This is a genomic window from Kitasatospora sp. NPDC002543 (assembly GCF_053594915.1).
Genome location: NZ_JBSFWR010000004.1, coordinates 9,782 through 24,256, shown reverse-complemented (window position 1 = coordinate 24,256; position 14,475 = coordinate 9,782). Strand labels below are relative to the sequence as shown.

At 73.8% G+C, this 14,475-nt stretch carries 11 protein-coding genes and 1 riboswitch; of the genes, 7 read left to right on the top strand and 4 right to left on the bottom strand.

Annotated elements, in window-relative coordinates; translation table 11 throughout:
- Positions 1–204 precede the first annotated feature (204 nt).
- A riboswitch (TPP riboswitch) is annotated at positions 205–349 on the top strand.
- From ACWD4P_RS03075 to ACWD4P_RS03060, 4 genes are all read left to right on the top strand, one after another.
- Entirely contained in the window at positions 342–1,796 is a 1,455-nt protein-coding gene (locus ACWD4P_RS03075) for a purine-cytosine permease family protein (RefSeq protein WP_449778376.1), read from the top strand. It overlaps the preceding riboswitch by 8 nt.
- A 137-nt stretch (positions 1,797–1,933) precedes the next feature.
- Positions 1,934–2,758: a glycerophosphodiester phosphodiesterase gene (locus ACWD4P_RS03070; protein WP_359827884.1), complete on the top strand. Its 825-nt coding sequence runs from the start codon at positions 1,934–1,936 to the stop codon at positions 2,756–2,758.
- Between the two features lie 273 nt (positions 2,759–3,031).
- On the top strand, positions 3,032–3,616 hold the full coding sequence (locus ACWD4P_RS03065) for an ATP-binding protein (protein WP_449778375.1): 585 nt from the start codon (positions 3,032–3,034) through the stop codon (positions 3,614–3,616).
- A 69-nt stretch (positions 3,617–3,685) separates the two neighbouring features.
- Complete coding sequence (locus ACWD4P_RS03060) at positions 3,686–4,669, top strand: DUF5926 family protein (RefSeq protein ID WP_359827882.1); 984 nt, start codon at positions 3,686–3,688, stop codon at positions 4,667–4,669.
- 193 nt (positions 4,670–4,862) lie between these two features.
- On the opposite strand, the gene ACWD4P_RS03055 is transcribed toward ACWD4P_RS03060, so the two are convergent.
- The gene (locus ACWD4P_RS03055; RefSeq protein WP_359827880.1) at positions 4,863–5,525 is read right to left on the bottom strand and encodes a bifunctional DNA primase/polymerase; all 663 of its coding nucleotides are present in this window, start codon (positions 5,523–5,525) and stop codon (positions 4,863–4,865) included.
- Positions 5,526–6,141: 616 nt separating this feature from the next.
- Between ACWD4P_RS03055 and ACWD4P_RS03050 the strand changes: the two genes are divergently transcribed.
- Together ACWD4P_RS03050 and ACWD4P_RS03045 are read left to right on the top strand one after the other, a co-directional pair.
- Positions 6,142–7,593 (top strand): PP2C family protein-serine/threonine phosphatase, encoded by a 1,452-nt coding sequence (locus tag ACWD4P_RS03050; protein ID WP_359827878.1) that lies wholly within the window; start codon positions 6,142–6,144, stop codon positions 7,591–7,593.
- A 126-nt stretch (positions 7,594–7,719) separates the two neighbouring features.
- Positions 7,720–9,219, top strand: coding sequence for an aminopeptidase P family protein (locus ACWD4P_RS03045; protein ID WP_449778374.1), 1,500 nt, complete (start codon positions 7,720–7,722; stop codon positions 9,217–9,219).
- A 122-nt stretch (positions 9,220–9,341) separates the two neighbouring features.
- Here ACWD4P_RS03045 and ACWD4P_RS03040 read toward each other — a convergent pair whose 3' ends face one another.
- From ACWD4P_RS03040 to ACWD4P_RS03030, 3 genes are all read right to left on the bottom strand, one after another.
- A complete protein-coding gene (locus ACWD4P_RS03040; RefSeq protein ID WP_449778373.1) occupies positions 9,342–10,565 on the bottom strand; it encodes a hypothetical protein in 1,224 nt (407 codons plus the stop codon).
- A gap of 257 nt (positions 10,566–10,822) precedes the next feature.
- Positions 10,823–12,274 carry a hypothetical protein gene (locus ACWD4P_RS03035; protein WP_449778372.1) on the bottom strand — a complete coding sequence of 484 codons (1,452 nt, stop codon included), beginning with the start codon at positions 12,272–12,274 and terminating at the stop codon, positions 10,823–10,825.
- Positions 12,271–12,789: an RNA polymerase sigma factor gene (locus ACWD4P_RS03030; RefSeq protein WP_449778442.1), complete on the bottom strand. Its 519-nt coding sequence runs from the start codon at positions 12,787–12,789 to the stop codon at positions 12,271–12,273. The genes ACWD4P_RS03035 and ACWD4P_RS03030 overlap by 4 nt, the downstream gene beginning before the upstream one ends.
- Positions 12,790–13,180: 391 nt before the next feature.
- Here ACWD4P_RS03030 and ACWD4P_RS03025 point away from each other — a divergent pair, with 391 nt between their 5' ends.
- A complete protein-coding gene (locus ACWD4P_RS03025) occupies positions 13,181–14,305 on the top strand; it encodes a helix-turn-helix domain-containing protein (protein ID WP_449778371.1) in 1,125 nt (374 codons plus the stop codon).
- Positions 14,306–14,475 lie beyond the last annotated feature (170 nt).

Here is a 14,475-nt window from a genome sequence, read left to right as displayed (position 1 = left end):
GCTGGCAGAACCAAGGACCATAGTTTTTCGCACTGTCGATTCGATTGCCGTAAGGACCCCTCTGAAGAACTCATAAGAATCCTTAGCCGGCACCGACGCCGGACCGACGACCGGGGCTCCCCTCCCCCGCCGGACGTCCCGCGATGCGGACCGCGCGCCCTCGGCCTTGGGTGTTCGCCCCCGTGCCGGTTAGCCTGGCGCTCACAACTGACACGCGGGAGCTTGGACCCACCAGGCTGAGAGTGCGCATGACGACCGTACGCCACCTGGGTGACGGACGGCCGAGGGGGCGCAGACCGCCGGAACCTGTCCGGGTAATGCCGGCGTAGGGAGTATCGGCCATGCCGTCTGCTTCGCCATCCTCTTCTTCGGGCGCGCCCGAGTCCACGGATCCGTCCGGGGCCGCGGAGCGCTCCGGATCCGCGGACCCCTCCGGGCCCACGGCCACGGCCCTGCTGGAGCGCCCCGGGCGCACCGAGCACGTCGAAGCGCCGCTGGTCCTGGACACCGAGCCGCCGCGCACGCTGCGCTTCCGCGACCACTTCGCGCTCTGGATGAACCTGGGCGTCAGCCTGATCGGCTTCTCCACCGCCGCCACCGTGCTCGGCGCCCGCGGCAGCGAGCTGTCGCTGGCCGCCACGGTCACGGCGATCACCGTCGGCACGGCGGTCGGCACCGCGATGCTCGGTGTGGCCGCGCTGATCGGCGCCCGCACCGGCGCCCCCGCGATGGCCAACCTGCGCGGACTGTTCGGCACCCGGCTGTCCTACCTGCCGACGGTGCTGAACATCGTGCAGTGCGTCGGCTGGGGCGTGTTCGAGCTGCTGACCATCTCGGCGGGCGCGCAGACCGTCGCGCACACCACCGGCTACCGCTGGCTGTTCGTCCTGCTCGCGGGCGCGCTGACCACCGCGCTGACCATCTGGCCGCTGGGCTCGATCGCCGTGCTGCGCCGCTTCGTGGCCGGGGCCGTCGCGGTGGCGATGGTGTACTTCACCGTCCAGCTGGGCCGCGAGGGCGTGCCAGACCCGGGCGCGGGCAACTGGCACGGCTTCCTGGGCGCCACCGACGCGATGATCGCGGTGTCGGTCTCCTTCGTCCCGCTGGCCGCCGACTACACCCGGCACTCGCGCACCCCGCGCTCGGCGTTCTGGGGCAGCTTCTCCGGCTACACGATCGCCCAGGTCTGGTGCTACGTGCTCGGCCTGATGGCGCTGCTGCAGTCGGACGGCGACCCGAACCGGATCTTCGACTCCTTCCTCGGCGTCTGGGCCGGCTGGCTGTTCCTGCTGGTGCTGGTGCTGCGCGAGACGGACCAGTCCTTCGCCAACGTGTACTCGACCGCGATGTCGGTGCAGAACCTGCTGCCGAAGGTGGACCGCCGGGTGCTCTCCGGCGCGATCGGCGTGCTGATCACCGTGCTGGCGCTGCAGATCGACGAGTTCACCGACACCTACTACGGCTTCCTCGGTCTGATCGGCTCGGTGTTCGTGCCGCTGCTGGCGGTGCTCGTGGTGGACTACTTCCTCGGCGCCGGCCGGCGCGGCTGGAACCTCTCCGCCGACGCGCCGTCCCGTTGGCTGATGCTGCTGCCGTGGGCACTGGGCTTCGCGGTCTACCAGTTCATCGCCCCGACCAAGGTGGCCGGCTGGTGGACGGATCTCTGGACCTCCGCCCAGGAGGCGCTGCACTTCACCCCCCAGGAGTGGACCTCGGCCTCGCTGTTCGCCTTCCTGGTGCCGGCCCTGGTCACCTGGGCGCTCACCCCGCTCGGCCGCCGCGCCGCCCGGTCCTGAGGAATCCGCCCGGTCCCGGGCGGGCGGCCCCGGGCGGGCGGCCCGCACCGGCGCGGCCGGGCGGCGGGGCGCAGACGGCCCCACAGGTTGGGGCCGTCTTCGTCCGCGCTTCACCTGCGCCACCTATCGTTGGGCCCGTGACCAGCCCAGACCTGTCCTCGACGGCGGCGCGCACCGCGCCTCCCGTCCAGGTGATCGCCCACCGCGGTTCCTCCCACGCCCTGCCCGAGCACACCCTCGCGGCCTACCGACGCGCGCTCGACGAGGGCGCGGACGCGCTGGAGTGCGACGTGCGGGTCACCGCCGACGGCGCGCTGGTCTGCGTGCACGACCGCCGGATCGGCCGGGTCTCCAACGGCCGGGGCACCGTCTCGGCGATGACCCTCGCCGAGCTGGAGGCGTACGACTTCGGCGCCTGGAAGACCGGCCGCCCCAGCACCGACCCGGAGCTGCGCGGCGTGCTGCGGCTGGAGCGGCTGCTGGAGCTGGTGGTGGAGTGCGGCCGCCCGGTGGACCTGGCGATCGAGACCAAGCACCCGGTGCGCTTCCGCGGCCGGGTGGAGACCGAGCTGCTCCGGACGCTGGAGCGGTTCAAGATCGGCGCGACCCGGGAGGGCGACCGCCCGTCCGCCCGGATCATGAGCTTCTCCCCGATCGCGCTGAACCGGGTGGCCGCCGCCGCACCGCAGTACCGGCGGGTCTTCCTGTTCGAGCGGACCCTGCCGCTGCTCGGCCGGCTGCGCCCGGGCTCGCCGCTGCCGGGCGGGGCGCGGATCGCCGGCCCGGGCATCGAGCTGGTGCGGGCCCGCCCCCGGTTGGTGACCCGGCTGCGGGAGCTGGGGCACGAGGTGCACGTCTGGACGGTGGACGAGCCGGCCGACGTCGAGCTCTGCCTGGAGCTCGGGGTGTCCGCGATCATCACCAACCGGCCCGCGGAGGTGCTGGCGCAGCTCGGCCGGTGATCGGCCGGGGCGGCTCGGACCGGACCCGTCGGCGGCCGGGCTCCGCGCCCTCCGAACCCCTCCGATCCGATCACTCTGGTCGGCAGTCAAACCTTCCTCGCACGAAATTGCCGGAATTCTTGCGGCCGGGCGACGGAGGGTGAGCGGGGAATGACCTGATGTCGACCGACGGTCGCCTCACTCGAAATGGGCTCGCGGGATCGTCCGGTGCTCGTTTCCGACGCATTACCAAGGGGCATCTCTCCCTCGGCATACGCTGAAGGAGGTCCGGGGGTGGCGTTGATGGTGGCGCGTGAAGTGCCGACTTCATCGACCATGGCAGTGCCGCACGGCCCAGCGAGTGTCGGGGTCGCACGGCGCCGACTGCGTCGAGATCTGGGTGACCGGCAGGTACCGGAACCGGTCATCGATGATGCTGTTCTGATCCTTTCCGAGCTGTTGAGCAACGCCTGTCGGTACGCCCGTCCGCTCGGCCCGCTGCCGGCCCTCGGCCGCAGCGCCAGGGCCGAGGTGCTCGGGCAGGTGCTGGTCGGCGTCCCGTCCGGGACGCGCTCCGCGCCGGGCGGCCGGGAGCCCGCCGAGGGCCCGGAGGAGCCGGACGGCGGGGTGCTGGTCCGCTGGCAGATGCACGCCGACGGGGTGCTCACCCTGGAGGTCACGGACGGCGGGGCGGCCACCCGGCCGCTGCCCGCGAGTCCCTCGCTGACCTCGCGCGGCGGCCGCGGCCTGAGCATCGTCGACCAGCTGGCCAGCGACTGGGGCGTGCGCGACGCCCCCGGCGAGGTCACGGTCTGGGCGGCGCTGCCCGCCCGGGCCCGGCACGCCCGGCGCACCGGAGGCGATGCCCGTAGCGCGTGAGCCGGGCTCGGGGAATGTGTCGTTAGGCTTCCCGGGACACAGGACCACCGTTCCCGGGAGAGCCGCAGCATGGGCAAGAAGGCCGCCAAGAAGGCGCCGCAGCGCCAGTCCACCACCGCCGTCACGGGCGAGATCCCCGTGGTCGGGGCCCGCGAGGACTGCCCCTGCGGCTCGGGCCGCCGGTACAAGGCGTGTCACGGCCGGGAGGCCTCGCACGCGGTGCAGGAGCTGGTGCACCGCCCGTTCGAGGGCCTGCCGGGCGAGGCCGACTGGGTGGCGCTGCGCGAGCTGGTGCCCGCCGCCACGGTGCCGCTGACGCTGGCCGCCGGGGTGGCCGAGGGCGCGACCGGTGACGTCCCGTCGGTGACCCTGGCCACCGTGCTGCCGCTGGCCTGGCCGGCCCTGCGCCGCCAGGACGGCTCGATCCTGCTCGGCCTGCAGACCCAGTCCTCCTCCGGCGACCTCAGCCGCGACCTCGCGGACGCCCTGGAGCTGGCCCTCACCACCGAGCCGGGCAGCCCGGTGCCGGCCCGCCGGACCGTCCCGGGCGGGCGCCGCCTCCAGGACCTGCTGGACACCACCGCCGCGTTCACGCCCGCCGTGCACACCGGCTTCGAGTTCTGGCTGGAGGACGCCGAGGCCGCCACCGGCGAGGTCGCCGCCTCCCTGGAGCGCGCCAACGCCTCGGCCATCCCGACCGAGAAGCTCACCGGCGTGGACTCCGCCTACTGGTGCGGCACCCCGGACAAGAACCACCTGCGCTGGGTGATGACCGTGCCCGAGGAGCAGCTGCTGGACGCGCTGGCCCGGCTGAACACGGCCGGCGAGGCCTCGCTCGGCCCGGACACCCGCCTGGTCGGCTCCTTCCGCGCGCACGGCCTGACCGTCCCGGTGTGGGACCTCCCGCTCGCGATGACCGCCGCCGACTGCGAGAAGCCGGCCGCCGAGTTCGCCGAGCGGCTGGCCGCCGTGCTCGCCGACGGGACCCCGCTGACGGCCGAGGAGCGGCGCACCCGCGCGAACCTGGTGAACCGTCAGGTCACCCTGAACTAAAGCGCGCAGGTGTCCGCGTGATACGCGTCACATTGTCGCGGTGAACGCGCAATTTCCGGGCGTGGAGGGCGTCTTGGAAATTGGCGCGGGCGCGGATCCTTGTTACTGTCTAAAGAGTCCGGCCGCTGGTGCATCCCCCGTCGCCAGCGGTCGGATCTTTTGTTTTCCGGAGCGCCCTCGGGAGCGCCCGTTCTCAGTAGGCCGAGCGTCCGCTGTCCAGCCGGACCGCCGCCTCCACCAACTCCCCCAGCAACGGCCCGACCTGCGGCAGCCAGACCCGGCCGCCGACGCCCGGCCGCGGTGCCAGCACCCAGCGCACCCTCCCCCGGCCTTCGCCCGGAGGGGCCCCCACTGCCGCGCCACCGGGCGGCAGCGGCAGGAAGCCGCCCGACCCGTGGTAATGCAACGAGCCTGGCACCCAAGGGAGTTGGACGAGCATGTCACCGAGCATGTCCAGCGAGTACGGGGCCACCAGCAGCGCGTAGCGGCCCGGCATCGCCAGCACCGGGCCGAGCGGCAGCCGCAGCGCGCTCAGGTAGACCAGCGCCCGGGCGCCGGCCGCCGCGGGCAGGCTGACCGCCGAGACCGTGGAGCCGGTGGCGGCCAGCACCGGCGCGTCCGGGCTCTGCCGCTCCCACCACCAGCGCACCATCCGGGCGTCCGTGGTGGCGGCCAGCAGCGAGGGGTCGTGCGGGTGGGCGCCGGGGACGGTGCAGTCCAGGTCCCCGCAGGAGCAGCGGCCGTCGCGCAGCACGGCGCCCGGCACCACGGGCCAGCGGTGGTCGACGGCGGCCGTCAGGGCCGCGGCCAGCCGGGCGGAACGTTCCTCGGGCCGGCCCTTCGGGTTCTCACGCATGGCGCTCGTTCCTTTCCCTGACCGCTCGGTTCGCTCCGCTCCGCCGGCGTCCGTCGGGATCCTCCGCGCGGGCCGGCCGCGGCACGGCCCCGGGCGACGCGGAACGGGGCGGGCGGCAGGGCGGACGGCGCGGCTGCGACGCGGAGCGGGTGTGGAGCACGACATGAAGGGCCGCGCACCGGCACAGCCCTTGGAACGAGAATCCCGTACGCGACCGGATGGACGCCGCCCGGGCGCGCTTGGTTCCACCGTACGAGTGAGAGAGTTCCGGCCGGAGCGGCTCGCGGGCGGCACGGACATACGATCCGGACGGCCGCCCGGTCCGTCCTCCCGGTTCTGCCCGTTCGCGGCCCCCTCCATGCCTCCCGGGCCGACCGGCGCGTGCGTGAACCCCGCGCGCCCCCCGACCGGGTCGCGATGGATGTGGAACAGGCCACCGCGTCGTCCTGGATCTGGACATGCCCCGAATGGCCTGTGTAGAAGTGGTGGCATTGCTGTCGATCAATGACGAGTAGTAGCGAATCGAGGCGAAACACGCCCTTTGGCCGTGCTCGCTCCACATCGGCCGTACCTGGGGGTTTCGCATGGCACGTAGCACCGCGTCAGGAGTGACGGCATGAACGAGTCCCACCCGTCGGCGGCCCTCCCGACCACGACGACCGCCGAGCCGGGTGAACCCGGCTGCGCAGGCGGGCTCACCGTCCTCGACCTGCCCGACCTGCCCGGCCCCGTCGACGCCCCGGGCGGCACGGCGGACGACCGCACGCCGCCGTCCGCCGCCGTGCAGGACCGTTTGGCCGGACGCCTGTCCGATATCACCAGCCTGCACGAGCACACCGAGCGGCTCGCCCGCGCCCGCGGCCTGGCCGCCACCCTGGACACCGTCCTCGCCTCCGGCGCCGCCCTGCTCGGCGCCCGCCGCGGCATGCTGGTCACCAGGCGGCCCGGCGGCGGGCCCGGACAGCCGGTCGGCTTCGGCCTCGACCGCGCCAGCCTCGGAGCCCTGGAGACCGTCCCGGCCGAGCAGAGCCTGCTGGCCCGGCTGCTGCGCGAACGGGACCGGCCCGCACAGCTGCACTCCCCCGACCTCGCCGAGGACCCGGCCATCGGCGCCCGGCTGCGCGAACTCGCCGGTTACCTCGGCCTCGGCGGCGCCTACGGGCTGCCGCTCGCCACCGACGAGGACGGCCCGCTCGCCGCCGCCCTCTGGTTCTACGACGAGCCCGCCGGACCGACCGACTGCCAGCGCGAACTGGCCCGCCACTACTGCGAGGTCGCCGCCCCGCTGCTCGCCAAGCAGCTGGAGGCGGACCGGATCTCGCGCACCACCGAGGCACTGCGCCGCGGTCTGCTGCCCGACCGGCTCCCCCGGGCCGCCGGGCTGCGGCTGGCCGCCCGGCTCGTCCCGGCCGGCCTGGACCGCTCCACGGGCAGCGACTGGTACGACGCGATCCCGCTGCCGGACGGCACCGTCGGCCTCACCGTCGGCTCCGTCTCCGGCGACGGCCCCGGCGCGGGCCCCGGCTCCGCCCCCGGCGCGGCGGCCGCGATGGGCCGGATCCGGGCCGCGCTGCGGGCGTACGCGGTACTGGAGGGCGAGGACCCGGTCTCCGTCCTGGGGGACCTGGAGCTGCTGCTCAAGACCACCGAGCCGACCCGCACCGCCACCGCCGTCTACGCCTGGGTCGAGCCCGAGGAGCGCCGGATCACCCTGGCCGGCGCCGGGCACTGCCCGCCCGTCCTGGTCGGCCGGCAGGGCGCCGAGTTCGTGGAGACCTCGCTCTCCGCCCCGCTCGGCATGCTGACCTGCTGGGAGGCGCCCGGGGTGGAGTTCGTCGCCGAGCGCGGCGACACCCTGCTGCTCTACACCGAGGGCCTGGCCCGCCGCTGCGGCCCCACCCTGCACGCCGGGCAGGCCAACCTGCGCCGGGCCGCCGCCGACGCCCCGCGCGACGTGCGGATCGACCCGGACCGGCTCTGCGCCCACCTGCTGGCCGTCTGTCCGGCACCGGGGACGGCGGGCCCGGCCACCGACGACCTGATGCTGCTGGCGGCCCGCTTCGAGTGACAGTTCGAGCCCGGAACGACCGGGCGGCCGGGCGTCCGTACCATGGACGCACGGCCGCCCGCGCGTGTCGCGATCCGACACCTCCCCCGAGGGGCGGCGGTACCACCCCCCAAGGAGGCGTTGCACGTGACCGAGGACCGTACCCCCGCGGTGGCCGAGAACCCCGAGGCCGAGGGCGGCGAGGAGGCCGAGGAGTTCAAGGGCCGCAAGAACGGCCTCTACGGCGAGATCTCGGACGAACTGGCCGCCTCGATGCAGTCCGGCTGGGCCGACACCGAGCTGCACGGCCTCACCCCCGTCGCCCAGGCCCCGTACGCGGCCGAGCGCCGCGCCAAGCTGTCCGCCGCCTTCCCGGGCGAGCGCCTGGTCGTCCCGGCCGGCAACCTGCGGGTGCGCTCCAACGACACCGACTACGCGTTCCGCGCCTCCAGCGAGTACGTCCACCTCACCGGTGACCGGACCGAGGACGCGGTGCTGGTCGGCGAGCCGACCGGCGCGGCCGGCCACGAGTTCACGCTCTACCTGCTGCCCCGCTCGAACCGCGAGAACGGCGAGTTCTGGCTGGACGGCTACGGCGAGCTGTGGGTCGGCCGCCGGCACAGCCTGAGCGAGCAGGAGCAGCTGCTCGGACTGCCCGCCCGGGACGTGCGCAAGGCCGCCGAGGAGCTGGCCGCCAAGGCCGCCGACTCCGCCGTGCCGACCCGGATCGTCCGCGGCTACGACGCCCGCCTGGAGGCCGCGCTCGCCGACGCGCTGGACGCCGACAAGGACGCCGGGTTCAAGGAGTTCCTGAGCGGCCTGCGGCTGGTCAAGGACGAGTGGGAGATCGGCGAGCTGCGCGCCGCCTGCGACGCCACCGTCAAGGGCTTCACCGACGTGGTCCGCGAGCTGGGCCAGGCCGTCGCCACCTCGGAGCGCTGGATCGAGGGCACCTTCTGGCGCCGCGCCCGGGTCGAGGGCAACGACGTCGGCTACGGCACCATCGCCGCGGCCGGCCCGCACGCCACCACCCTGCACTGGGTGCGCAACGACGGCGACGTGCGCCCCGGCGAGCTGCTGCTGCTGGACGCCGGCGTGGAGACCGACACCCTCTACACCGCCGACGTCACCCGCAGCCTGCCGATCGACGGCCGCTTCACCGAGCTCCAGCGCCGCATCTACGACGCGGTGTACGACGCCCAGGAGGCCGGCATCGCCGCGGTGAAGCCCGGCGCCCGGTTCCGCGACTTCCACGAGGCCTCCCAGCGCGTCCTCGCCGAGCGGCTGCTCGCCTGGGGCCTGCTGGACGCCTCGGTGTACGACGTGGAGAAGGTCCTGGAGCTCGGCCTCCAGCGCCGCTGGACCCTGCACGGCACCGGCCACATGCTCGGCCTGGACGTCCACGACTGCGCCCACTCGCGCCGCGAGGAGCACGTCGACGCGCTGCTGGTCCCCGGCATGGTGCTGACCGTCGAGCCCGGCCTGTACTTCCAGCAGGACGACCTGACCGTGCCGGAGGAGTACCGCGGCATCGGCGTCCGGATCGAGGACGACATCCTGGTCACCGCCGACGGCAACGAGAACCTCTCGGCCGGCCTGCCCCGCCGGTCCGAGGACGTCGAGGCCTGGATGGCCTCGCTCGCCTGAGCCGACGCGGGACGGACCCGGGGCCGCGTCGGGCCCCGGGGCACGACGCGGCCGGACAACGGTGAAGGGCCCGGCCTCCCGAGCAGTGGGAGGCCGGGCCCTTCGGCTTTCGGTGCGGGGTGTCAGTTCGCGTCGCGTCCGAAGACGGACCGCTCGACGGACTTGTGGCCGTTGGACTCCGCGCTCACCCGGATGTCCACCTCGTACCTCGGCATCTTCTTGAACGTGGCCCGGAAGGTGTACTCGACGGTGTTGCCGTCGCGGACGCCCGGCACGTTCGGGTCGACCGTGACCGGGCCGCAGTCGGCCTTCAGCTCGACCGGCTTCCACACGTCGCCGACCAGGGCCTCCACCGTGACGTCGTCCGGGGTCAGTCCCTCGACCCCCCACACGGCCACCTGGGGGCGCAGGCCCGCGGTGCCGTCCGGCGAGGAGACCCGGAAGCCGAACGGGATCGGGTCCGTGGTGACCACGCCCTTGGCCGGCTGCAGCACCGAGAGGATCTCCGGGCTGTGGCTGTCGACGACGACGGCGTTCAGCTCGGCCTTGGCCATGTCGTGGTAGTCCGTGGAGTTCGGGACGGGGGCGTCCGCCTCGATCGTGATCCGCCCCGGGCGGTTGGCCTGGGACAGCCGCATCCGGTACTCGATGGTCCGGCTCTCGCCGGCGGCCAGGGTGAAGGCCCCGTCGTTCCGGTTCATCACGTAGTCCATCCCGGAGCCCTGGCTGAGGTTGTCCAGCGTCTTCCAGCCGGAGGCGTCCTTGCGCTCCAGGGTGCCCTCCGCCATCGCGACGATCATGTTGCAGGGCGCGCCCTCGTACAGCTGGGTCGACACCACCGGGGCCACGCCGCGGGTGCCGGTGGCGTCGTTGTTCGTCCAGGTGACGGAGAAGGGGACCAGGTCGGTCAGGCCGATCTTCCCGCCCTCGCCGAGGCCGCCGAAGGTGATGGCGATGCCGCTTCCGCCGGGCCGGGGGGTGGCGGGCTTGGCCGGGGCGGGCTTGGCGGCGGCCTTCGCGGCAGCCTTGACGTCGGTCTTGGCCGACGCGGCCCGGTGGGCCGGAGCCTGCCCGGCCGGGGCCTCGGCGGCGGTGGTCGGCGCGGCCCCGGTGGTCGGCGCGGCCCCGGTGGTCGGCGCGGCCGGGGCGGGGGTGGTCGGGGCGGGGGCGGTCGGGACGGCGCCCGCGCCGGGGGTGGCCGAGGAGGTGGCCGACGGGGTGGGCTCGGAGACGGAGGCGGCGACGGAGGCCCCGCCGTCGGTCGGGCCGCAGGCGGCGACACCGACGGCGGCGACGACGGCCAGCGGGACGATCTTCGCAATACGGGCGATAACGGACGCGTTCATGTGACAGTCCCCCCAAGGACAAGGTGATGGTGGTTTTTGATCGGGATGGGCGCCTCACTGTCGCGCCCCGAGGAGCCGGCCCGAGCCCCCCGGCTTCGCCGGCTCGCTCTCCCCGCCTCTCACCCTGATAGACGTCCATCCGCCCGGGGGGTTGCAGGTGGGTTCGAAGAAATTCTCCGCGGCCCGCCCCGGAACGCCGAAAGGCGCCGCGACCAGGGAGAACCCCGGTCACGGCGCCTCGACGGCCCCGCTCGGTGCTACCGCTTCACGACCGCCACCGGCACGGTCAGCTCGCCCAGGACGTTCAACGGCGCGGTGGCGTCGTACGGCATCGTCGCCTGGACGGCCACCGGCATCGTCCCGGGCCCGTCCACCGGGTCCAGGGTCATCCGGTACGTCACCTTCCTGGACTCGCCCGGTGCGAGTGAGAACCAGGCGTTCTCCCTCACCATGGCGTAGTCCGTACCGCCGCCCATCGAGAGCGGGATCTCCGTCCAGCCGCCGCCGTCCTGGCGCTCCAGCTTGCCCTTGTTCATCAGGACCATCTCGCTCGGCGGCGTCCCCGCGTACTCCTTCGTGTAGACCAACGGCGCGACCTTGTCGAAGGCCTTCTGGCCGGTGTTCCGGTAGGTCACCGTGAAGGTCACCGGGGTGCCGCCGTTGGACACCTTCTGCCCGGCACCGATGCCGCCGTCGACGGTGATGGCGATGTCCTTGCCGGTCTGCGCGGCCGAGGTCGGCGGTTTGTGGGCGCTCACGTCCAGGCTGTTGACGATCGACGTCAGGCCGGCCTGGTAGTCGCTCTTCAGCCCGTTCGCCACCACGAAGACCTGGTCCGAACTCATGCCCCACAGCTGGGCGGTGAAGGTGTCACCGGGGTTGCAGGTGACGTTCCACTGGGTCTTGTCGACGGTCTTGCCGGCCACCGTGGACTTGGTCCGCACGGGTGCGCCGATCGAGGAGTAGCCGTTCCCGGGGATGTAGGGACGGCCCCAGATCGGGCAGTTCGGCTGGTGGCCCCAGCCGTCGGGGGCGCTGAGGTCGTTCATCGTCGGCCAGGGGCCTCCGAGGTCGAGTTCGTCCGCGCTGTTGTACGCCACGACCAGGACGCCGTACGGCTCGCACTTCGCCGCCGCCCAGCCCTGCTGCGGCTCGGTCGGCGCGCCCGGGCTCAGGACGCAGACCCGGTCGGCCGAGACCGGCACGGCCTTCCAGCCCGCCGGCACCTTGAACCTGACGCCCCGGAGGGTGTACGAACTCGCCGCGCCGGCGGTGGAGCTGGGGGTGGTGGCGGAGGAGGACGGAACACCGTCGGCCAGTGGCAGCCCGGTCTCGGTGTCGCCGGTGGGGGTGCCCGGGTCGGTGGGGGTGGGCGTCGGGCTGGGCTCGCCGGTCGGCTCGGGCGTCGGACTCGGCTCGGCGGTCAGGGTGGCGGCCGGGGGCGGCGGCACCTCGTCCTGGGCGACCGGCTCGCCGTGGAAGGTGAGCACGCCGAGCGCCATGGCGGCGGCCAGGCCCAGCGGCACGGTGACGGCGTACACCGGGCGCAGTCGCCGGATCCGGCTCTTCGGGGGAGCGGCCGGGCGCAGACCGGTCGCCGTGACCATGGAGGCCCGGGCCGTCATCGCCTCGCGGAGCAGCCGTTCCGTCGGTGTCTCGGCCGGCTCGTCGCCGTCGCCGCCGGTGCGGCGGGGGAGTTTGTCGGTCATCGAACCTTCTCCAGGTGCTTTTCCAAGGCGTCCAGAGCGCGGCTGGCGGTGGACTTCACGGCACCCCGGGACAGTCCCAGGGTCTCGGCAATCTGCGCCTCCGACAGGTCGGACCAGTAGCGCAGCACCAGCACCTCACGCTGGCGGGTGGTCAACTCCTGCAGGGCGACCAGCACCCGGCGGTGCTCGTCGTTGAGCACCGCGTGGTCCTCGGCGGACGGCGCGTCGGCCACGTGCGGGGGCACGTACTCGCGAGCGGTCTTGCGGCGGCGCAGCATCGAGCGGGCGCCGTTGACCACCGAGGTCCGCAGGTAGCCGAGCGCGTTGTCGAGGTCGTCCAACTCCTCGCCGTAGCGCTGGTAGAGCTGGGTGAAGGCGTCCTGGACGACGTCCTCGGCCAGGTCCTGGTGGTCGACCAGCAGGACCGCCATCCGGACCAGGCCGAGCCGGTGGGCGTGGTAGAGGTCGGTCAGGGTGGGCCGGTCCTCGGCGGGCTTGCGGCCGCCGCGCAGCAGCCGGAAGCCGGAACGGCGCTGCTTCGCCTCCTGCTCGGTGACGACTCCGGCGAGCGGCTCGCCGGCCTCCTGCGCACCGAACAGCACGGCGACCACTCCTCGGATGGAGAAGCCCCGCCCCCCTGACTGCACGGCGGTCGGCCCGATGGCCATGGACATCTGCGAATCCGCTTTCCCCCGGGACGGTGACGGCTGCCGCCGTTCCGTCAGGTCACCTGATCAAGATCGTGATCGGGGGGATCATCCCAGCCGCCCTCTGCCGGAATCCCCCCGCCCCATTCCAAGGACGTGTGACGGCGGTGAAGGTTGCAGGTGGGTTCGAAGAAAATTCCGAAGGGGCCGGGGCGGCTACACTCACCGGCATTCCGCCACCCGTGAGCAGGGGGTTTCCATGGCCGAGCAGAACCTCGACGGCCCGGTCGGGACCGGAACCGGTACGGCCCCGGGTACGACCTCGGCTGCGGCTGCGGCTGCGGCCTCGGCCGTCGCCGTCGGACGGCGGCCGGTGCCCGTCGCCATCGGCCGGCGCCCGGAGCCGGTGCACGACATCGCCGTGTACGCCTTCCCGGGGATGGCACCGTTCGAACTCGGCGTGGTGATCGAGGTGTTCGGGCTGGCACGGCCCGAGCTGATCGGGCTGCTGGCGGCCCCCTGGTACGGGCTGAAGGTGTGCGCCGACCGGCCCGGGACGCCGCTGGACGCGGTGGGCGGCTTCACGCTGACCGCCCGGCACGGCCTCGACGAACTCGCGGCGGCCGACACCGTGGTGGTCCCCGGGGTGCCGAACGCGTTCAGCGGCGAGGTCTCCCCCGGCCTGGTCGAGGCGCTGCGCACCGCGCACGGGCGCGGCGCCCGGATCGTGTCGATCTGCGGGGGCGCCTTCGCCCTGGCCGCCGCCGGGCTGCTGGACGGCCGGGAGGCGACCACCCACTGGCGGTACGCCGAGCTGCTCCAGCAGCGGTACCCGGCGGTGCGGGTCGACCCGGACGTGCTGTACGTGGACAACGGCGACGTGCTGACCAGTGCGGGCAGCGCGGCCGGCATCGACCTCTGCCTGCACCTGGTCCGCAAGGACCACGGCGCCAAGGTGGCCAACGCGGTGGCCCGGCGCTTCGTGGTGGCCCCGCACCGGAACGGCGGGCAGGCCCAGTTCATCGAGGCAGCGGTCCACCCGGTCGAGGAGGACGAGGACGGCATAGCCAGGAGCATGCGGTGGGCCCTGGACCACCTGTCGTCCCCGTTGACCGTCTCCCTGCTGGCCCGTGCCGCACGGATGTCGGACCGCTCGTACCTGCGGCACTTCACCGCCCGCACCGGGACCAGCCCGATGCGCTGGGTCGTCACCCAGCGCATCGCGGCCAGCCTGGAGCTGCTGGAGTCGCCGGAGGGGACGGTGGAGGAGATCGCCGCGGCGGTCGGCTTCGAGAGCGCCGCGACCTTCCGCCACCACTTCGGCCGGGTGATGCGCACCTCACCCACCGCCTACCGGCGCTCCTTCGGGCGCGGAGCGGCCTGAGCGCGCCGCCCGTCGGGGCGGCGCGCCGGGGAGGGCGTGCCGGGGGGGGCGTGCCGTACGCCCCGCGCTTCCTGCGCCCCGCGCTTCCTGCGCCCCGCGCTTCCTGCGCCCCGCGCTTCCTGCGCCCCGCGCTTCCTGCGCCCCGCGCTTCCTGCGCCCCGCGCTTCCTG

What these genes read in the sequence shown, in the direction of transcription:
- ACWD4P_RS03075 (WP_449778376.1), top strand. Translation starts at nt 342, where the DNA reads ATGCCGTCTGCTTCGCCATCCTCTTCTTCGGGCGCGCCCGAGTCCACG.
- ACWD4P_RS03060 (WP_359827882.1), top strand. Translation starts at nt 3,686, where the DNA reads ATGGGCAAGAAGGCCGCCAAGAAGGCGCCGCAGCGCCAGTCCACCACC.
- ACWD4P_RS03055 (WP_359827880.1), bottom strand. Translation starts at nt 5,525, where the DNA reads ATGCGTGAGAACCCGAAGGGCCGGCCCGAGGAACGTTCCGCCCGGCTG.
- ACWD4P_RS03050 (WP_359827878.1), top strand. Translation starts at nt 6,142, where the DNA reads ATGAACGAGTCCCACCCGTCGGCGGCCCTCCCGACCACGACGACCGCC.
- ACWD4P_RS03040 (WP_449778373.1), bottom strand. Translation starts at nt 10,565, where the DNA reads ATGAACGCGTCCGTTATCGCCCGTATTGCGAAGATCGTCCCGCTGGCC.
- ACWD4P_RS03035 (WP_449778372.1), bottom strand. Translation starts at nt 12,274, where the DNA reads ATGACCGACAAACTCCCCCGCCGCACCGGCGGCGACGGCGACGAGCCG.
- ACWD4P_RS03025 (WP_449778371.1), top strand. Translation starts at nt 13,181, where the DNA reads ATGGCCGAGCAGAACCTCGACGGCCCGGTCGGGACCGGAACCGGTACG.